The following is an 18,186-nucleotide window of genomic DNA, read 5'->3' as shown; positions in this document are numbered from 1 at the left end:
TGGCTGATGTTCCAGGCAGGGAGTGACCGTGACAGCTGAGCCGCGCGTGCTTTCGGGGCGCTATCGCATCGATGAGCCGATCGGCCGGGGCGGCATGGCGAGCGTCTACCGCGGGTACGACCTCACGCTCGGCCGCGAGGTCGCGATCAAGATCCTCGACCGCGAGCTCGCCGACGACAACGCGTTCCGTACCCGGTTCCGTCTGGAGGCGCAGGCGGCCTCGCGTATGGCGCACCCGACGATCGTGCGGGTCTACGACGCCGGCGAGGACTCGCTGACCGCTCCCGACGGCACGGTGCGCCCGGTCCCGTTCATCGTGATGGAGCTCGTCAAGGGGCGGCTCCTCAAGGAGATCATCGCCGCGGGCCCAGTCCCCGTGACGGATGCCGTCCGCTACGTCGACGGCATCCTCGAGGCGCTCGAATACTCGCACCGCGCGGGCGTCGTACACCGCGACATCAAGCCCGGCAACGTCATGGTGACCGATGCCGGTCAGGTGAAGGTGATGGACTTCGGCATCGCCCGCGCCGTCTCGGACTCGTCGTCGACGGTCGCCGAGACCACGCAGATCCTCGGGACCGCCGCATACTTCTCGCCCGAGCAGGCCAAGGGCGAGCCCGTCGACGCGCGCGCCGACGTCTACTCGACGGGCGTCGTGCTCTACGAGCTGCTCACCGGACGTCAGCCGTTCCGCGGCGAGTCGCCCGTCGCTGTCGCGTACCAGCACGTCAGCGAGGCGCCGGTACCGCCGTCCGAGGTGAACGACACCGTTCCGCGCTCCCTCGACACGGTCGCCCTGCGCGCCCTCGCGAAGGACCCGTTCCAGCGCTACCAGGACGCGGCCGGCTTCCGCGAGGCCCTCGATGCGACGGTCGACGGCCGGCAGCCCTCCAAGCGCCAAGTCGGCGCCCTCACGAGCGAGCTGTACGGCCCGAACCCGCGGCAGGCCGCCGAGACGGCGCGGTCGCTGCGTCAGCTCAGCACCGACACCACGATGAAGCGCACGCAGGCGGGGCCGCCGGTCGCGTGGATCTGGGCGGGCGTGGCGCTGCTCGCCGTGCTGCTCATCTCGCTGCTGTTCTGGGTGCTCACGATCCAGCCGCGCGACGAGCTTCCGGGCAACGCGCGCGAGGTGCCGGACGTCTCGGGCATGACCTACGAGCGGGCGAACGACACCCTCGCCGAGTCCGACCTCCGCGCCATCCGCGTGGACGAGGAGAGCACCGAGGTCGCGGAGGGCAACGTTATCCGCACCGATCCCGAGTCGGGGACGTCGGTCACGCCCGATCAGCAGGTGAGGGTCTACGTGTCGACCGGGCAGCAGATGTCGACGGTGCCGACCCTCACCGGACTCGGCCAGGATGCCGCGACCTCCGCCATCTCCGGGGCGGGCCTGCAGCTGGGCACGATCACGCAGCAGAACGACAAGGACCTCGCCGCGGGAACGGTGATCTCCAGCGACCCCGTGGACGGGGCGAGCGTGCCCACCGGCACGATGGTGAACCTCGTGGTCGCCTCCGGTCGCGTCGCCATCAACGATGTGCGCGGCTATACCGTCGACGCCGCGACGCGGCAGCTGGAAGACCTCGGCCTCACCGTGATCCCCGCGGAGGACCCGAACTGCGCGGGCTCGAACCCGCCCACCGTGTCGTCGCAGTCCCTGACGCCCGGCGACGTGGCGGTGCACTCCGAGATCACGCTGACGTACTGCACGGGCGCCTGAGCCGGCGGCTCGTCGCCTCGGCGACTCAGCGCCGCGGGCTCAGCGCAGCGCCGCGGGACGCAGCATCCGTGTATCCGATCGAGGCGAGCCAGTTGCCCAGCAGGCGGTAGCCGCCCTCCGTGAGCACGCTCTCGGGGTGGAACTGCACCCCGAGGATCGGTGCGGTGCGGTGCGCGACACCCATGACGACGCCGCTCGACGTGCGGCTCGTGACGACGAGGTCGTCGGGGAGCGTGGCGGGGACGATCGCGAGCGAGTGGTACCGCGTCGCGATGAACGGGTCGGGGAGTCCGGCGTATAGGAGCGAGGAGTCGTGGTGCACGAGCGAGGTCATGCCGTGCATGAGCTCGGGCGCGTGATCGACCGTGGCGCCGAACGCCTCGCCGATCGCCTGATGGCCGAGACATACTCCCAGGAGAGGGATGCCGTCCGCCGCCGCCGCGCGGACCACCTCGATCGACGCGCCGGCGTCGGCGGGGGTTCCCGGTCCGGGGGAGACGAGGACGCCTGGCCGGCCGGAGATGTCGCGCGCCGGATCGGCGAGGGCGTCCGCCTCGACGAGGTCGGTGTCGGCGCCCAGCTCGTGCAGGTACCCGATCAGGGTGTGAACGAAGCTGTCGTGGTTGTCGACGACGAGGATGGGCGCCGACGACGAAGGGACGGTCACGACAGCGGCGTCCCGGAAGGCGCCGTGGGGAGGGTCACCGTGACCTCCTGTGGATTCACGAACTGGCTCACCCACGGGAAGACGTAGAAGAGGAGTCCATACAGCACCGCGGCGATCAGCACGAGCAGGATGAGCGTCCGCACCCACCACGGGCCGGGGAGGATCCGCCACAGACCCGCGTACATCAGGCCACCGCCTGGAGGGAGGCCGGCTCTTCCCCCGACGCCGTGCGGGGTGTGAACGACTCGAAGACGCCGTACGCCACGATGCGCTCGGTCATGGCGTACATCGGGCTGCAGCTCGTGAGCGTGATGTAGGCCGTGCCCGCGGGGACGTCCATCGCCTGGGGGACCGGAAGGAGCACCTCGACCTCGTTCGGTGTGACGTACTCGAGCGTGCGGAACCGGTAGGTGTACCAGCCGGCCTGCGTCTCGACGACGATCGCGTCGCCGACACGCAGGTCGGCGATGCGATTGAAGGGCTTGCCCCAGGTCGTGCGGTGGGCCGCGAGCGCGAAATTGCCCGCCTGGCCCGGCATCATGGTGCCGGGGTAGTGGCCGATGCCGATCGGGTCGAGGGTGCGGGCCCGCGTGACGCCGCCGGCCATGGGCACGGCGTAGTCGGCACCGAACCGGGGGATCCGCATGATGGCGAAGGTCTCGGCGTCGGCGGGCTCCGGGATCACCGGTGGTGCCGCCGTGACGGGCTCGACCTCGGGTTCGGCGGTCGGAGCGGGCGCGGCCTCGGGATTCTGCTCCTCGTACTGCTGCTGCCACTCCTGCGACAGCTCGGTGCCCTCGGCGTTGCGCTCGGCGCCGTAGATGAGGTCTCCCACCCAGAGCTGCCACACGACGTACAGGAGCACGACCACGCCGGCGGTGATGAGCACCTCGCCGATGACGCCGACGACGGACGTGCGCCGGCGCGGAGTACGGGTCCCGCGGGCGGCTCGCCTCGGTCCGGGCAGCGCGTCATCCACAGGTGGATTCTAGTCAGGGCGGGCTGTGGCATGGCTGGCAGTTAGACTCTTGTGCATGGCACGACCCGGCAAAGACGACGACTCGCTCGTCGAGCGCGCAGAAGGCGAAGCCGCACCCAACCCGGTGTGGTTCAAGCCGATCATGATCGGACTGATGCTCATCGGTCTGGTGTGGATCCTCGTCTTCTACCTGAGCGGCATGGCGTTCCCGATCCCCGACATCGGGGCCTGGAATCTCGTCATCGGCTTCGGCATCGCCTTCATCGGCTTCCTGATGACGACGCGCTGGCGATAGCGACACTTCGAAAGAGAAACCCCGGTCTACGACGACCGGGGTTTTTCGTTGCCCGGATGCTGCGGATCCGGCCGATCCGGAGTTGTTAACAAGTCTGTTAACACCTGTGAATTACACCGGTGTCATTCTCCCCAGGGTGTGGAGGAGCCTGTGGATAACTCTGTTCAAAGGATGATGAGGGCCGGGAAGAACACCGGCACGAACAGCAGCGCAACGAGCCCCGCACCGACGGCGACCAGCAGGCCGATCTGCAGGCCGCGCTGGCGCACCGAGCGCGTGCGGGTGTAGATGAAGGCGACGAGCAGACCGACGACGAGTCCGCCGACGTGCGCCTGCCACGACACGTTGAATCCGGGAATGAACCCGATCACGAGGTTGATTCCGAGCACGAGGGCGATGCCGGCGATGTTCGCGCCGATGTGCCGGCCGATCACGAGGAGCGCTCCGAAGAGCCCGAAGATCGCCCCGGACGCCCCGACCACCGGCGTCGTGAACGACAGCAGGGTGACCGCGACCGAGCCGCCGAGGGCGCTCAGCAGGTACAGCGTGAGAAACCGCCAGCGGCCGAGAAGGGGCTCGAGGCTGCGTCCGATCATCCACAGGGCGAGCATGTTGAGTCCCACATGCCAGATGCCCGAATGGACGAGGGCGACCGTCAGCAGACGCCACGGTTCGAACGTTCCGCTCAGCGGCGGGTAGAGCAGGGGCGCCCGGAAATAGAGGAGGCCCGTCACCGTGTCGCCGAAGCCGGGGATGAGTGTGAGCAGGTAGACGAACGCGGTGATCGCGATGATCGAGTAGGTCACCACGGGCCGGCCGGACGACGCCGACATCGCACGGGGGCGCGACCACCGCCGCTCGGCCTTCTTCTGCGCCGGCGACTGCGCCTTCTGCTGGTCGCGCAGGCACTCCGGGCAGATGACCCCGACAGCGCCCTGCGTCTGGCATTCCGGGCAGATCGTGCGCAGACACCGCTGGCACAGCACGAAGCTCTGTCGGTCGGGATGCCGGTAGCAGAAGTTGTCGCGATTGCGCTGGAAGTCCTGCGTGCTCACGAAGGCCCCGTCTCTGTCTCGCCTGGGCTCAGGGATGCGGATGGCCCGGGGCAGCGGTCGCCGCCCCGGGCCGGATGACGCTCGCGCTCAGACCGCGGCGACGTCGATCGACTCGATGACGACGGGCTCGACCGGGCGGTCGCCCGCAGCCGTCGGCACCTCGGCGATCGTGTCGACCACGGCCTTCGACGCGTCGTCGACGACCTCGCCGAAGATCGTGTGCTTGCCCTGCAGCCACTCCGGGCCACGGCCGCCCTGGCCGGGGACGGTGATGAAGAACTGCGAGCCGTTCGTGCCCTCGGGCTGACCGGTGATCGCGTTGCGGCGCAGGCCCGCGTTCGCCATGGCGAGCTTGTAGGGCGCGGTGAAGGTGAGCTCGCCGCTGATCTCGTCGTTGAAGTTGTAGCCCGGGCCGCCCACGCCCTGACCGAGCGGGTCGCCGCCCTGGATCATGAAGCCCGAGATGATGCGGTGGAAGATGACGTCCTTGTACAGCGGGCCGTCGCCCGGCTTGCCGGTCGCCGGGTGCGTCCACGCCTGCGAACCGTCGGACAGGCCGATGAAGTTCTGCACGGTGCGAGGAGCCTGGTCGCCGAACAGGTTGACGACGATGTCGCCGTAGTTGGTGTGGATCGTTGCGACAGCTGTGTGAAGCGGCATTTCTACATTGTCTCAGAGTTCCCTGCAACCCCTCCCGTCTCAGCGGTGGTCTGGCAAGATGAAGAGACCGACATCCCCACGACAGGGAGGGCAAACCGTGAGCCTCAGCCGCAAGCGCAAGAAGGAACTCCAGAAGCTTCAGAAGCAGGCCGGAAACCTGTGGGAGGCCCAGCAGGTCCTGGTGGGGGAGGCCGCGACCGTCGCCCGCGAGGCGAGCCGCCAGCTCGGCCACTACGGTCGCGAGCAGGTCAAGCCGCAGGTGCAGGCAGGCTACGACAAGTACGCCGCCCCCTACGTCGACAAGGGCAAGAAGGTCGTGAACAGCACGGTCATCCCCGCGGCGGGCGCCGTGGTCGGCTCCGCGCTGTCCGTGTGGGATGCCGCCAACGAGCAGCGCTCGCACCTCGCCGCCGGGCGCGGGTTCACCGTTCCGTCGTCCTGGTCGAAGGCCGCGCCGGTCCCGGCGAAGAAGGGCATCGGCGCCGGCGGCGTGATCGCCATCATCCTCGGCGTCGCCGCCGCGGTCGGCGTGCTGTACGCCGCGTGGCAGACACTGCGCGCCGACGACGAGCTCTGGGTCGCTGACGACCCGCTGCGCGCACCGGATGCCTGAGCCCGCCACGGGTGAGGCCCTGGCCGGCGTCGACCGCGTCCGCGCGGCGGCTGCCGAGCGCGGCCTCGAGGTCGAGATCCGGGAGCGTCCGGCGGCGAACAGCGTGCCGGAGGCTGCCGCGATCCTCGGCATCCCGCCGTCGGGCATCGTCAAGACGCTCGTCGTCAAGCGCAGCGACGACACCTACCTGTTCGCCCTGATCCCGGGCGACCGCGCGATCTCATGGCCCAAACTGCGCGCCGTTGTCGGCGTCAACAAGCTGCAGCTGCCGGACCCCGCGCGGGCCCTGGCGGCGACCGGATACGAGCGGGGAACGATCGTGCCCCTCGGCAGCACCCACGACTGGCCGATCTACGCAGATGCCGAGATCGTGGGTCAGCGCATCGCGACGGGGGCCGGCGCGCACGGGTACAGCATGTTCGTCGACGCCGACGCGCTCATCGCGGCCTACGGCGCGACGGTCGCCGACATCTCGCAGCCCGTCGACTGACGGCCTCCGTCGTCAGGGGAGTTCGATCCCCGCCATGTCGAGGGCGATGTCGACGAGTTTGACCCGTTGCAGCGCCCGCACGTCAGCGAGTGGGAACCACTCGGCGCGATCCGTCGAACCATCGGTCTCGTTGCGCAGCTTTCCGCCCGTGATGCGGGCGCGGTAGACGATGCGCAGCGTGTGCAGCGGGAGGTCCGCGCCGGGCTTGAGGCGCCGCCCCGGCGGGATCACACGGGAATGGATGCCGAGGAGCCCGTCGATCTCGACCCGGTAACCGGTCTCTTCCTTGACCTCGCGGCGCGCAGCGCTCTCGGGGTCCTCTCCGGGCTCGAGGCCGCCACCGGGCATCGTCCACGCGGCACGACGGCCCTCGTTCCAGTGCGCGAGCAGGACGCGGTCGTGATCGTCCACGATCACCGCGTACGCCGCGACGCGCAGGTCCATGCTTCACCCTAACTGGGCCGGGGCTCGGGGAGAACGCAGAAGCCGGTCCCTCTCGGAACCGGCTTCGTGTCTGTGGAGCCTAGGAGATTCGAACTCCTGACATCCTGCTTGCAAAGCAGGCGCTCTACCAACTGAGCTAAGGCCCCGGGGCTTACGGTGGGGCTACCAGGACTTGAACCTGGGACCTCTTCATTATCAGTGAAGCGCTCTAACCGCCTGAGCTATAGCCCCGTTTGACTGCGGAAACTGCGCTCCGCAACCTCCAAGACTTTACCCGACGAATCCGGATTTCACGAATCGGGCTGGTTGACTGGGCTCGTGGCGCAGACATCTCACTCCGGGGAGCCGCACGGCGTCGGTCTCGGACAGCGGCTCAACTGGCTGCGGGCCGGCGTTCTGGGCGCGAACGACGGCATCGTCTCGGTCGCCGCGCTCGTCGTCGGTGTCGCCGGAGCCACGACCAACACCGCCGCGCTGTTCACCGCCGGCATCGCCGGGCTCGTCGGCGGCGCCATCTCCATGGCCCTCGGCGAGTACGTCTCGGTCAGCAGCCAGCGCGACTCCGAGCGCGCGCTCATCGCCAAGGAGAGCAGCGAGCTGCGCGACATGCCCGATGCGGAGCTCGAGGAGCTGACACAGCTCTACCGCGACCGCGGTCTGACCGACGCGACAGCGCGTCAGGTCGCGCAGGAGCTCACGGCGCACGATGCGCTGTCGGCGCACCTCGAGGTGGAACTCCACATCGACCAGCACGACCTCGTGAACCCGTGGCACGCCGCGATCTCGTCGGCGATCGCCTTCACACTCGGTGCCCTGCTGCCGTTGCTCGCCATCCTGCTCCCGCCGCCCGAGTGGCGCGTACCCGTGACCTTCGTCGCCGTGCTCGTCGCGCTGGCCGCGACCGGCACGATCTCCGCGCATCTCGGCGGTGCCCCGAAGTCGCGTGCGGCCACCCGCCTCGTGCTCGGCGGCGCGCTCGCGCTCGTCGCCACCTGGCTCATCGGCACCTTGCTCGGCACCACGGTGGTCTAGCCCGCAAACGCCGAGCGCCGGCATCCCGGAATGGATATCCCGGATGCCGGCGCTCGGCGTTGTCGGTCAGTTCGAGGTGAAGCCGACCAGGAGGCCGCCGGTCACCTTGACCGCGAGGTTGTAGATGCCCGCGATCACGGCGCCGAGCACCGTCACGACCACCAGGTTCAGGATCGCGACGACGGCCGAGAAGGCCAGCACCTGGGGGAAGCTCACGAACTGCGACAGCAGGATGCTGCCGTCGGAGAAGCTCGCGAAGAACTCGTCGGCCTTCGCGATAAGCCCGGTGGTCTGCACCACCAGGAAGACCATGACGAATGCCACCACCGTCACCACCGCGATGGCGATCGCGGCGAGGAAGGACAGCTTCACCGCGGACCAGAAGTCCACGTACACCAGGCGCAGGCGAACCTGCTTGGCGCTGGTCTTGTGACTCGATTTCTTGGCGAGCTTGTCGGCTACCGTGCTCATGCGTCAGTGCTCTCTTCGGGGGTCTGGGGCGAGGCATCCGATCCGAGGCTGTCGGTCTGATGGGGGGTCTCGGACGACGGTGCTGCGTCGGCGCCGTCGGCGGATGCATCCTCGGATTCTTCTGCGAGGCCGCGTTCGCCGTTGCGCGCGATCGCGATGATGCGATCGTCGTCGCTGGAGCGGGCGAACACGACTCCCATCGTGTCTCTGCCCTTGGCGGGGACCTCGGCCACGGCAGAGCGTACCACCTTGCCGCTGGCAAGAACCACCAAGACCTCGTCGTCCTCGGAGACGATGAGACCGCCCGCGAGATCGCCGCGATCCTCGCTCAGCTTGGCCACCTTGATGCCCAGTCCGCCCCGGTTCTGCATGCGGTACTGGTCCACCGCGGTGCGCTTCGCGTACCCGCCTTCGGTCACGACGAAGACGTAGCCGTCGTCGGTCGCGACCGATGCCGACAGCAGGCTGTCGCCGGCACGGAAGTCCATTCCCTTCACGCCGGACGTCGAGCGGCCCATCGGGCGCAGCGCCGAATCGGTCGCCGAGAAGCGCAGCGACATGCCGTGCCGGCTGATGAGGAGGATGTCGTCGCCCTCGTCGACCAGCAGTGCGCTGACGACCTCGTCGTCGGGTCCGGCTTCGGCCTCGTCACCCTCCTCGGGCACCTGCCCGCGGAGCTTGATGGCGATGATGCCGCCCTGGCGGTTGGTGTCGTACTCGGTGAGGCGCGTCTTCTTGACGAGGCCGCTGCGGGTCGCGAGCACGAGGTACGTCGCGACGGAGTAGTCGCGGATGTCGAGGATCTGGGCGATCTCTTCATCGGGCTGCAGTGCGAGCAGGTTCGCGACGTGCTGGCCCTTGGCGTCGCGCCCGGCCTCGGGCACCTCGTACGCCTTCGAGCGGTACACGCGACCCTTGTTCGTGAAGAACAGCAGCCAGTGGTGCGTCGTGGTGACGAAGAAGTGCTCGACCACGTCGTCGGCGCGCAGCTGCGCGCCCTTGACGCCCTTACCGCCGCGGTGCTGCTGGCGGTAGTTGTCGCTGCGCGTGCGCTTGATGTAGCCGGCGCGCGTGACCGAGATGACCATCTCCTCTTCGGGGATCAGGTCTTCCATCGACATGTCGCCGTCGAATCCGTGGAGGATGTGCGTGCGGCGCTCGTCGCCGAACTTGTCGACGATCGCCGTGAGCTCCTCGCGGATGATGTCGCGCTGGCGCTGCGGCGTCGCCAGGATCTCCTTGTAGTCGGCGATCTGCAGCTCGAGCTCGGCGGCCTCGTCGATGATCTTCTGCCGCTCGAGGGCCGCGAGGCGGCGCAGCTGCAGCTGGAGGATCGCGTCGGCCTGCGCCTCGTCGACGTCGAGGAGCTTCTGCAGGCCCTCGTTCGCCTCCTGCGCGTTGGGCGACCGGCGGATGAGCGCGATGACCTCGTCGAGCGCGTCGAGCGCCTTCAGGTAGCCGCGCAGGATGTGCATGCGCTCTTCGGCCTTGCGCAAGCGGTATGCGGTGCGACGGACGATGACGTCGATCTGGTGGTCGAGCCACAGCGTGACGAAGCCGTCGAGCGACAGCGTGCGGGGCACGTTGTCGACGATCGCCAGCATGTTGGCGCCGAAGTTCTCCTGCAGCTGGGTGTGCTTGTACAGGTTGTTCAGCACGACCTTGGCGACAGCATCCCGTTTGAGCACCACCACGAGACGCTGACCGGTGCGGTCGGAGGTCTCGTCGCGGATGTCGGCGATGCCGGTGATCTTGCCGTCGCGGGCCAGGTCGCCGATCTTCACCGCGAGGTTGTCGGGGTTGACCTGGTACGGCAGCTCGGTGATCACGAGGCAGGTGCGGCCCTGGATCTCTTCGATCGACACGACGGCGCGCATCGTGATCGAGCCGCGACCCGTGCGGTACGCCTCGCGGATGCCCTTGGTGCCGAGGATCTGCGCGCCCGTCGGGAAGTCGGGTCCGGGGATGCGCTCCATGAGCGCCTCGAGCAGCTCTTCGCGCGACGCCTCGGGGTGCTCGAGCGCCCACAGCGCGCCGGCGGACACCTCGCGGAGGTTGTGCGGCGGGATGTTGGTTGCCATGCCGACCGCGATGCCGACGGAGCCGTTGACGAGCAGGTTCGGGAAGCGCGCCGGGAGCACCGACGGCTCCTGGGTCTGACCGTCGTAGTTGTCGTGGAAGTCGACGGTCTCTTCTTCGATGTCGCGCACCATCTCGAGCGCGAGCTGAGCCATCTTGGTCTCGGTGTAACGCGGGGCGGCGGCGCCCATGTTGCCGGGCGAGCCGAAGTTGCCCTGACCCTGCGCGAGCGGGTAGCGCAGCGACCACGGCTGCACGAGACGGACGAGGGCGTCGTAGATCGCGGTGTCACCGTGCGGGTGGTACTGACCCATGACCTCGCCGACGACGCGCGCGCACTTCGAGAACGACTTGTCGGGACGGAACCCGCCGTCGTACATGCCGTAGATCACGCGGCGGTGCACCGGCTTCAGGCCGTCGCGCACGTCGGGGAGCGCGCGACCGATGATGACGGCCATCGCGTAGTCGAGGTAGCTGCGCTGCATCTCGAGCTGCAGGTCCACCTGGTCGATGCGGCCGTGGTCGTGCTCGGCGTTCACGTCGGGACGTTCGTCTTCTGCCATGTCTTCTATCTCGTCTTCTTTGTGAACCGCGGTCTCTGAGCCAGCCTGTGGGTCAGATGTCGAGGAAGCGGACGTCCTTGGCGTTGCGCTGGATGAACGTGCGACGCGACTCGACGTCCTCGCCCATCAGCACCGAGAAGATCTCGTCCGCCGCGGCCGCGTCGTCGATGGTCACCTGACGGAGCGTGCGCGTGGAGTGGTCCATCGTGGTCTCCCACAGCTCTTTGGCGTTCATCTCGCCGAGACCCTTGTACCGCTGGATGCCCTCCTTGGGGATCCGCTTGCCGTTCGCGAGACCGTCGGCGAGCAGCGCGTCGCGCTCCTTGTCGGAGTAGACGTACTCATGCGCCGAGTTCGTCCACTTGAGGCGGTAGAGCGGCGGCATCGCGAGGTACACGAAGCCGGCCTCGATCAGCCCGCGCATGTAGCGGAACAGCATGGTGAGCAGGAGCGTCGTGATGTGCTGGCCGTCGACGTCGGCATCGGCCATCAGCACGATCTTGTGATAGCGCGCCTTGTCGATGTCGAAGTCCTCGCCGATGCCCGTGCCGAAGGCCTGGATCATCGCCTGCACCTCGCGGTTGCCCAGCGCCTTGTCGAGACGCGCGCGCTCGACGTTGAGGATCTTGCCGCGCAGCGCCAGGATCGCCTGGGTGTGCGGGTCGCGACCCTGCACCGCCGAGCCGCCGGCCGAGTCGCCCTCGACGAGGAAGATCTCGCTGATCGAGGGGTCCTTGCTGGTGCAGTCCTTGAGCTTGTCGGGCATCGCCGCCGACTCGAAGACGCTCTTGCGACGCGCGGTCTCGCGTGCCTTGCGGGCCGCCATGCGCGCGGTCGCGGCGTCGATCGCCTTCGTGATGACGCGCTTGGCCTGCACCGGGTTGCGGTCGAGCCAGTCGGCGAGCTGGTCGCCGACGACCTTCTGCACGAACGCCTTCGCCTCGGTGTTGCCGAGCTTGGTCTTGGTCTGCCCCTCGAACTGCGGCTCGGAGAGCTTGACCGAGATCACGGCGGTGAGACCCTCCCGGATGTCGTCGCCGGTGAGGTTGTCGTCCTTCTCCTTGAGGAGGCTCTTGTCGCGCGCGTAGGTGTTGATGCGCGTGGTCAGCGCTGCCCGGAAGCCCTCCTCGTGCGTGCCGCCCTCGTGGGTGTTGATCGTGTTCGCGAAGGTGAAGACGTTCTCGGTGTAGCTCGACGTCCACTGCATCGCGAGTTCGAGCGAGATGTGGCGGACGGTGTCCTCCGATTCGATCTCGATGATCTCCTCGTTCACGACGTCGGCGTGGCGCACTTTGTTCAGGTACTCGACGTAGTCGACGAGACCGCGCTCGTAGTAGAAGTCGTCGAACGGCTGGCGCTCCTCGGAGCCTCCGCCCTCAGCATCCGTCACGTATGTCGACTCGGGACGCTCGTCGGAGAGCGTGATGCGCAGCCCCTTGTTGAGGAACGCCGTCTGCTGGAAGCGTGTGCGCAGCGTGTCGTAGTCGAAGTGCACCGACTCGAAGATCGTGTCGTCGGGCCAGAACTGGATGACCGTGCCGGTCTCGTCGGTCGGCTCGCCCTTCGCGAGGGGCGCCTGGGGCTGCCCGCCGTCGCGGTAGGACTGGTGCCAGACGTGACCCTGCCGCTTCACCTCGACCTCGAGGCGCGTCGACAGCGCGTTCACCACCGACGAGCCGACGCCGTGCAGGCCGCCCGAGACCGCATACCCGCCACCGCCGAACTTGCCGCCGGCGTGCAGCACGGTGAGCACGACCTCGACTGTCGACTTGCCCTCGGTGCGGTGGATGTCGACGGGGATGCCGCGGCCGTTGTCGACGCAGCGGATGCCGCCGTCGGGCAGGATCGTGACGTTGATGGTGTCGCAGAAGCCGGCGAGCGCCTCGTCGACGGAGTTGTCGACGATCTCGTACACCAGGTGGTGGAGGCCGCGCTCACCGGTCGACCCGATGTACATGCCGGGGCGCTTGCGGACGGCCTCGAGGCCCTCGAGCACCTGGATGGCGTCTGCCCCGTAGTCGCTGGGAGTTCCGTTGGGAGCCGGAGCGGGCGTTTCGGGTTCCTCGGAAACGTTATCGGGGTTGTCAGACGTCATCTTCGCGAGGGCTCCAAATCCTTCGACACGGGCCCTGACAGTCTATCGGGTAACAGCCCGATCACAGCGCTCTACGCCCCTGTAAGGGGATGAAAATCGCCTGGATGCCTCCCGACGTGGCTTATCCGTAGGTATCGCGCGGACCCCGCCCTGGAATCGTTCTGGGACCCCATTTCCAGGAGGGGACGTCCGGCCCGATGAAGCGGACCGCGTCGACCCCCGCCTCGGGGTACCGCCGCACGATCTCCGAGAGGATCTGCGCACGCATCAGCTGGAGCTGCTTCGCCCACGCCGTCGAGTCGGCCTGGATGGTGAGCGTGCCGTCCGAGAACGCGACCGGCCGGGTGTGCTTCGCGGTGTCTTCGCCGGCGACCTGATCCCACGCGCGCACCACGTCTTCGCGCGCGAGCTGAGGGTCCCAGCCGGCCTCGCGAGTGAGATCTGCGAGCACATCGCCGACCCCGCGCGGGTCGCGTCCCGGCGCGAACGGGATGTTCTCGTCGTCCGCCGCGCGCCGGCGCCGCTTGCGGTACGACCGGGCGGACGGCTCGAGTCCGCGCAGTCGCAGGTAGGTCGAGATGGTCTCCGGGACGGCCGTGCGGTCCAGGGGTGCCGGCTTCGGAACGGGAGCGGATGCTGCGTCCCGCGGCTGTCCGGTCCCTGAGCCTGTCGAAGGGTCAGGCATCGGCGGCCTCCGCGTCGACGGGGCCCAGAATCCGGCCGGCCTCGACCCGCACCATCCGCGCGCGGAGCTCTGCGGGAACGTCGCCCTCGACCGCGGCGGTCACCACGACCTGCTCGTAGTCGGAGGCGAGGTGCGCCAGGCGGGCGCGGCGATCGGTGTCGAGCTCGGCGAAGACGTCGTCGAGGATGAGCACCGGGTCGCCGAGGCGGGAATCCGCCCGCAGCAGCTCGGCCGAGGCGAGCCGGAGCGACAGCGCGACCGACCACGACTCGCCGTGGGATGCGTAGCCCTTGACCGGAAGACCGCGGATCCGCAGCAGCAGGTCGTCACGGTGGGGTCCGACCAGCGTGAGCCCGCGGTCGAGTTCGGAGGTGCGCTTCGCCGCGAGCGCCTGACGGAAGAGGTCCGCGATGCGGGTGGCCGAGGCATCCGTCCGCTCTTCGCCCGCGGTCGACGTCGGGGCGCCAGGTGATCCGGCTCCGCTGTCGCCGTCTTCGCCGGTGTCGGCGCCGGCGACCGAGAGCGCCCACTCGATCTCAGGGTTGTGATCGGCGCCGGCGATCGCGGTGTATGCGGCCGCGAGCGGAGTCGCGAGGTCGGTGGCAAGAGCGAGGCGCGCGGCGATGAGCTGCGTGCCGAGGGAGACGAGCTTGTCGTCCCACACGTCGAGGGTCGAGAGGGCGTCGCCGCGGATGCCGCGGGCCTTCGCCGACTTCAGCAGCGCGGTGCGCTGCTTGAGCACGCGGTCATAGTCCGCGATCACACCCGCCATGCGCGGAGCGCGCTGCACGAGGAGCTGATCGGCGAATCGTCGACGCGCGGAAGGGTCGCCGCGCACGATCTGCAGGTCCTCCGGTGCGAAGAGCACGACCTGCGCGTAGCGAGGCAGTTCCGCCGGCTTCACGGGAGCGCCGTTGACGCGAGCCTTGTTGGATCCCTGCCGGTTCACCTGCGCCTCGAGCTGAACCCGACGCTCGCCGTGGGCCAGTCGCGCGCGGATGATCGCGGCATCCGCACCGTCGCGCACCATCGGTGCGTCGTTCGAGACCCGGTGGGATCCGAGCGTCGCGAAGAATCCGATGGCTTCCGCGAGATTCGTCTTGCCCTGACCGTTGCGGCCGACGAACACATTCGGACCGGGCCCGAGCTCGACGTCGGCAGCCGCATAGTTGCGGAAGTCGACCAGACTCAGGTGCTCCACGATCACCGGACAAGCCTAGTGATCGGCCCCGACGTTATGCGGGTTCAGCGCAGGAGCAGGTTGGGCTGCAGCAGGTAGCGGAACGAGTCCGAACCCGCGCGGTCGACCGAAGTCTGCGGCGTGATGAGCACCGGGCTGAGCTTGTTCGCGTTCTCGCTCGAGGTGAACGTGATGCGCACGAACTCGCTCTTGACCGCTCCGAGGGACTCGAGCAGGTACTGGGGGTTGAGACCCAGGGTGACCTCGTCGCCGCCGAGCAGCGTCGCGTCGACGGACTCGGTGGCGCGCGCCTGCTCGGTGCCCGAGGCATCCATCGACACACTGTCGGCCGTGAAGGTGAATCGCAGCGGGGCCGAACGGTCGAGGACGAGCGACACGCGGCGGACCGCCTCGGCGAGCTCCGCGGTGTTGACGACCGCGTGGTGCTCGGTCTGCTCGGGGAAGAGGCGCCGCACCGGCGGGAAGTTGCCCTTGATGAGCAGTGACGTCACGGTCTTGTTGCCGGCGGTGAAGGCGATGATCTCGCGATCGCCCGAACCCGAGAACGCGATGGAGATGTCGCCGCCGTGGGCGAAGGTCTTGCCGACCTCGGTGAGGGTGCGCGCGGGCACGAGGGCGGTGGTCGACTCCTCGCTCGCGGCACTGCCGCCGTCCCACGGGATCTCACGCAGCGCGACGCGGTAGCGGTCGGTGGCCACGAGGCTGAGGCTCGTTCCCGAGACCTCGAGCTGCACGCCCGTGAGGACGGGGGTGACATCGTCGCGCGATGCGGCGAACGCGACCTGCGCGATCGCGGTGGCGAAGTCCTCGGAGGGGACGAGCCCGGAGTCACCGGTGACCTCGGGGATCGCGGGGTACTCCTGCACCGGCATGGACGCGAGGGTGAATCGGGCCGACCCGCACGTGAGCAGGATGCCGCCGTCCTCATCGACCTCGATCTGGATCGGCGCGTTGGGCAGACGGCTCGCGATGTCGGAGAGGAGCCGGCCGTGGACGAGGATCGTGCCCGGCTCGTCGACGGTCGCCTCGATCGTGGTGCGCGCCGATGCCTCGTAGTCGAACGCGGCGAGCGAAAGGCCATCAGCGGATGCCTCGATCAGCACGCCCGCGAGGATCGGCTGAGGGTTGCGCTGAGGGAGGAGTTTGACGACGAACGATACGGCTTCGCTGAACACATCGCGATTGACGTGGAACTTCACGAACGCTCCCTTTGCTGCAGCGAACCCTTCGACTGCGGGCTCGGGGTTCTCATGCTAGTGCCAGCCTCGGAGATTGCCAGTCCGCGTCTGGTCTCGGGGCTTGTCCACCGCAAAGGTGATCGGACGGGTTTCATCACAAAGATTTCTTGTCATGGTGTTAACGGCTGTGGAAACTGTGGACAACTGTCGCGTTGCCAGTCGGGAGACGGAAATCACACGCTTGTGAGTTGTGGAGACGCTCCGGAGAGCAGTCGGAAAGACGAATGACAAAACCTGTCGCCTGCGCAATCCATCCACAGGTCTCCCCCGCTCGTTCACAGCGGTTTCCGCAGCCTGGGAGAGTTATCCACAGGTTTTCCACACTGTGAAGAACCGAAATGATGGCCCTGCTCTCGTCGCGTGTCAAGAACTTCTTGGGGCATATGCGCCGAGGGGCCCGCGCGTCGTAACGCACGGGCCCCTCGAAGGGTGTAAGAGGACGACTCAGCGACCGTTGCGGCCGAGCTGGGCGGTGATCTCGGTCACCTGGTTGTAGATGGACCGGCGCTCTTTCATGAGCTCGCTGATCTTCTTGTACGCGTACATCACGGTGGTGTGATCGCGATTGCCGAAGAGCTGCCCGATCTTCGGCAGAGACAGGCTCGTGCGCTCGCGACAGAGGTACATCGCGATCTGACGCGCCTGTGCGACCTGCTGCGAACGGCTCGAGCCGTAGAGGTCGTCGACGGTGAGCTTGAAGTAGGCCGCGGTCGCCGTGATGATGTCGGTCGGCGAGATGACGTTGGCGTCGTCCTGGTCGACGATGTCGCGCAGCACCGTCTGGGCGAGCGACATGTCGAGCGTCGAGCGGTTGAGGCTCGCGAACGCCGAGACGCGGATGAGCGCGCCCTCGAGCTCGCGGATGTTGCTCGAGACGACAGTCGCGATGTACTCCATGACCTCGTCGGGGATGTGGAGCCGCTCGGACTGCGCCTTCTTGCGGAGGATCGCGATACGCGTCTCGAGGTCGGGCGCCTGCACATCCGTGATGAGGCCCCACTCGAACCGGCTGCGCATGCGGTCCTCGAAGCCGGTGAGGTGCTTCGGCGGCACGTCGCTCGTGATCACGACCTGCTTGTCGTGGTCGTGCAGCTGGTTGAACGTGTGGAAGAAGGCTTCCTGCGTCTCGGCCCGGCCCTGGAGGAACTGGATGTCGTCGATCAGCAGGATGTCGACGTCCCGGTACCGCGCCTGGAACGCCGAGCCGCGGTTGTTGGCGATCGAGTTGATGAAGTCGTTGGTGAATTCCTCGCTCGACACGTAGCGCACGCGGATGCCGGCATAGAGGCTCAGGGCGTAGTCGCCGATCGCGTGGAGGAGGTGCGTCTTGCCGAGACCCGAGTCGCCGTAGATGAAGAGCGGGTTGTACGCCTTCGCCGGCGCCTCGGCGACCGCGACCGCCGCGGCATGGGCGAAGCGGTTGGACTGGCCGATGACGAAGTTGTCGAACGTGTACTTCGGGTTCAGTCGCGTATCGCTGCGCGAGACGGATGCTGCGTCCCCCGGCTCGTCGAGCGGCGGGCGTCCGACGGGCGAGGCCGTCTGCAGCCCGATCGCCGGCGCGACGGGTGCCGCGACCGACTGGACGGGAATCGGCGCCGTGAGGTGCACATCGGCGAGGTCCGGATTCACGACGACGCGGAAGTTCGATGCGGGGTCCTGGACATCCTGGCCGACGCGCGTGAGGGCCTCGAGGATCGGGGCACGCATGCGCTTGGTGAACTGGGCAGCGGTCAGATCGTTGGGAACGTCGAGGTAGAGCGTTCCGCCCATCACTCCCTGGGGAACCGCGAGACTGATGAAGCCGTGCAGCTGCGGGGTGATGCGATCGTCTCGCACGAGTTCGTCCAGAACGGCCGTCCAGACCGGTACGTCTGGAACTTCGTGCGGTGTCAT

At 68.1% G+C, this 18,186-nt stretch carries 18 protein-coding genes and 2 tRNA genes; 5 read left to right on the top strand and 15 right to left on the bottom strand.

The genetic code is table 11. The annotated features are described in order from the left end of the window. Positions 1-28: 28 nt before the first annotated feature. Positions 29-1,723, top strand: coding sequence for a Stk1 family PASTA domain-containing Ser/Thr kinase (pknB, locus tag ACVN90_RS00100; protein WP_475100133.1), 1,695 nt, complete (start codon positions 29-31; stop codon positions 1,721-1,723). A 25-nt stretch (positions 1,724-1,748) separates the two neighbouring features. Here the strand turns inward: pknB and ACVN90_RS00095 are convergent, their stop codons facing one another. Genes ACVN90_RS00095 through ACVN90_RS00085 form a run of 3 tightly spaced genes read right to left on the bottom strand, consistent with a single transcriptional unit; the run spans position 1,749 to position 3,369 of the window. Then, a complete protein-coding gene (locus ACVN90_RS00095; RefSeq protein ID WP_475100132.1) occupies positions 1,749-2,390 on the bottom strand; it encodes an anthranilate synthase component II in 642 nt (213 codons plus the stop codon). Beyond that, the gene (locus tag ACVN90_RS00090) at positions 2,387-2,575 is read right to left on the bottom strand and encodes a hypothetical protein (protein ID WP_475100131.1); all 189 of its coding nucleotides are present in this window, start codon (positions 2,573-2,575) and stop codon (positions 2,387-2,389) included. Before ACVN90_RS00090 ends, ACVN90_RS00095 begins: the two co-directional genes overlap by 4 nt. Further along, entirely contained in the window at positions 2,575-3,369 is a 795-nt protein-coding gene (locus ACVN90_RS00085) for a class E sortase (protein ID WP_475100130.1), read from the bottom strand. The genes ACVN90_RS00090 and ACVN90_RS00085 overlap by 1 nt, the downstream gene beginning before the upstream one ends. Positions 3,370-3,424: 55 nt before the next feature. Between ACVN90_RS00085 and ACVN90_RS00080 the strand changes: the two genes are divergently transcribed. Continuing rightward, positions 3,425-3,664: a cell division protein CrgA gene (locus ACVN90_RS00080; RefSeq protein ID WP_045301992.1), complete on the top strand. Its 240-nt coding sequence runs from the start codon at positions 3,425-3,427 to the stop codon at positions 3,662-3,664. Positions 3,665-3,828: 164 nt separating this feature from the next. Here the strand turns inward: ACVN90_RS00080 and ACVN90_RS00075 are convergent, their stop codons facing one another. Next, on the bottom strand, positions 3,829-4,719 hold the full coding sequence (locus ACVN90_RS00075) for a rhomboid family intramembrane serine protease (RefSeq protein WP_475100129.1): 891 nt from the start codon (positions 4,717-4,719) through the stop codon (positions 3,829-3,831). An 87-nt stretch (positions 4,720-4,806) separates the two neighbouring features. Next, positions 4,807-5,379, bottom strand: coding sequence for a peptidylprolyl isomerase (locus ACVN90_RS00070; RefSeq protein ID WP_475100128.1), 573 nt, complete (start codon positions 5,377-5,379; stop codon positions 4,807-4,809). 97 nt (positions 5,380-5,476) lie between these two features. Between ACVN90_RS00070 and ACVN90_RS00065 the strand changes: the two genes are divergently transcribed. Together ACVN90_RS00065 and ACVN90_RS00060 are read left to right on the top strand one after the other, a co-directional pair. Beyond that, positions 5,477-5,992 carry a DNA helicase gene (locus ACVN90_RS00065; protein WP_475100127.1) on the top strand — a complete coding sequence of 172 codons (516 nt, stop codon included), beginning with the start codon at positions 5,477-5,479 and terminating at the stop codon, positions 5,990-5,992. After that, the gene (locus tag ACVN90_RS00060; protein ID WP_475100126.1) at positions 5,985-6,482 is read left to right on the top strand and encodes an aminoacyl-tRNA deacylase; all 498 of its coding nucleotides are present in this window, start codon (positions 5,985-5,987) and stop codon (positions 6,480-6,482) included. Before ACVN90_RS00065 ends, ACVN90_RS00060 begins: the two co-directional genes overlap by 8 nt. Positions 6,483-6,494: 12 nt before the next feature. On the opposite strand, the gene ACVN90_RS00055 is transcribed toward ACVN90_RS00060, so the two are convergent. The 3 genes from ACVN90_RS00055 to ACVN90_RS00045 form a co-directional block, all read right to left on the bottom strand. After that, on the bottom strand, positions 6,495-6,926 hold the full coding sequence (locus tag ACVN90_RS00055; RefSeq protein WP_475100125.1) for an NUDIX hydrolase: 432 nt from the start codon (positions 6,924-6,926) through the stop codon (positions 6,495-6,497). A gap of 73 nt (positions 6,927-6,999) precedes the next feature. Beyond that, positions 7,000-7,072, bottom strand: a tRNA-Ala gene (locus ACVN90_RS00050). 11 nt (positions 7,073-7,083) lie between these two features. Continuing rightward, positions 7,084-7,157, bottom strand: a tRNA-Ile gene (locus ACVN90_RS00045). A 75-nt stretch (positions 7,158-7,232) separates the two neighbouring features. Here ACVN90_RS00045 and ACVN90_RS00040 point away from each other — a divergent pair. Further along, positions 7,233-7,958, top strand: a complete 726-nt coding sequence (locus ACVN90_RS00040; RefSeq protein ID WP_475100124.1) for a VIT1/CCC1 transporter family protein — start codon at positions 7,233-7,235, stop codon at positions 7,956-7,958. A 66-nt stretch (positions 7,959-8,024) separates the two neighbouring features. Here the strand turns inward: ACVN90_RS00040 and ACVN90_RS00035 are convergent, their stop codons facing one another. From ACVN90_RS00035 to dnaA, 7 genes are all read right to left on the bottom strand, one after another. Then, complete coding sequence (locus ACVN90_RS00035; RefSeq protein ID WP_475100123.1) at positions 8,025-8,429, bottom strand: DUF3566 domain-containing protein; 405 nt, start codon at positions 8,427-8,429, stop codon at positions 8,025-8,027. After that, positions 8,426-11,071, bottom strand: coding sequence for a DNA gyrase subunit A (gyrA, locus tag ACVN90_RS00030; RefSeq protein ID WP_475100122.1), 2,646 nt, complete (start codon positions 11,069-11,071; stop codon positions 8,426-8,428). Before gyrA ends, ACVN90_RS00035 begins: the two co-directional genes overlap by 4 nt. Before the next feature lie 52 nt (positions 11,072-11,123). Beyond that, complete coding sequence (gene gyrB / locus ACVN90_RS00025) at positions 11,124-13,166, bottom strand: DNA topoisomerase (ATP-hydrolyzing) subunit B (RefSeq protein ID WP_475100121.1); 2,043 nt, start codon at positions 13,164-13,166, stop codon at positions 11,124-11,126. A 121-nt stretch (positions 13,167-13,287) separates the two neighbouring features. Next, complete coding sequence (locus ACVN90_RS00020; RefSeq protein WP_475100120.1) at positions 13,288-13,851, bottom strand: DciA family protein; 564 nt, start codon at positions 13,849-13,851, stop codon at positions 13,288-13,290. Further along, positions 13,844-15,058, bottom strand: a complete 1,215-nt coding sequence (gene recF / locus ACVN90_RS00015; RefSeq protein WP_475100119.1) for a DNA replication/repair protein RecF — start codon at positions 15,056-15,058, stop codon at positions 13,844-13,846. Before recF ends, ACVN90_RS00020 begins: the two co-directional genes overlap by 8 nt. A 38-nt stretch (positions 15,059-15,096) precedes the next feature. Continuing rightward, positions 15,097-16,251, bottom strand: coding sequence for a DNA polymerase III subunit beta (dnaN, locus tag ACVN90_RS00010; RefSeq protein ID WP_475100118.1), 1,155 nt, complete (start codon positions 16,249-16,251; stop codon positions 15,097-15,099). A 483-nt stretch (positions 16,252-16,734) separates the two neighbouring features. Further along, positions 16,735-18,186: a chromosomal replication initiator protein DnaA gene (gene dnaA, locus ACVN90_RS00005; RefSeq protein ID WP_475100117.1), complete on the bottom strand. Its 1,452-nt coding sequence runs from the start codon at positions 18,184-18,186 to the stop codon at positions 16,735-16,737.

The sequence above is a fragment of the Microbacterium sp. F01 genome (genome assembly GCF_056156365.1).
This window is presented reverse-complemented; position numbering and strand designations above follow the sequence as displayed.

Excerpts from the sequence above, each read along its gene's own strand:
- ACVN90_RS00090 (WP_475100131.1), bottom strand. The coding sequence starts at position 2,575 with ATGTACGCGGGTCTGTGGCGGATCCTCCCCGGCCCGTGGTGGGTGCGG.
- ACVN90_RS00080 (WP_045301992.1), top strand. The coding sequence starts at position 3,425 with ATGGCACGACCCGGCAAAGACGACGACTCGCTCGTCGAGCGCGCAGAA.
- ACVN90_RS00070 (WP_475100128.1), bottom strand. The coding sequence starts at position 5,379 with ATGCCGCTTCACACAGCTGTCGCAACGATCCACACCAACTACGGCGAC.
- ACVN90_RS00060 (WP_475100126.1), top strand. The coding sequence starts at position 5,985 with ATGCCTGAGCCCGCCACGGGTGAGGCCCTGGCCGGCGTCGACCGCGTC.
- ACVN90_RS00055 (WP_475100125.1), bottom strand. The coding sequence starts at position 6,926 with ATGGACCTGCGCGTCGCGGCGTACGCGGTGATCGTGGACGATCACGAC.
- ACVN90_RS00035 (WP_475100123.1), bottom strand. The coding sequence starts at position 8,429 with ATGAGCACGGTAGCCGACAAGCTCGCCAAGAAATCGAGTCACAAGACC.
- gyrA (WP_475100122.1), bottom strand. The coding sequence starts at position 11,071 with ATGGCAGAAGACGAACGTCCCGACGTGAACGCCGAGCACGACCACGGC.
- gyrB (WP_475100121.1), bottom strand. The coding sequence starts at position 13,166 with ATGACGTCTGACAACCCCGATAACGTTTCCGAGGAACCCGAAACGCCC.
- ACVN90_RS00020 (WP_475100120.1), bottom strand. The coding sequence starts at position 13,851 with ATGCCTGACCCTTCGACAGGCTCAGGGACCGGACAGCCGCGGGACGCA.
- dnaA (WP_475100117.1), bottom strand. The coding sequence starts at position 18,186 with ATGACACCGCACGAAGTTCCAGACGTACCGGTCTGGACGGCCGTTCTG.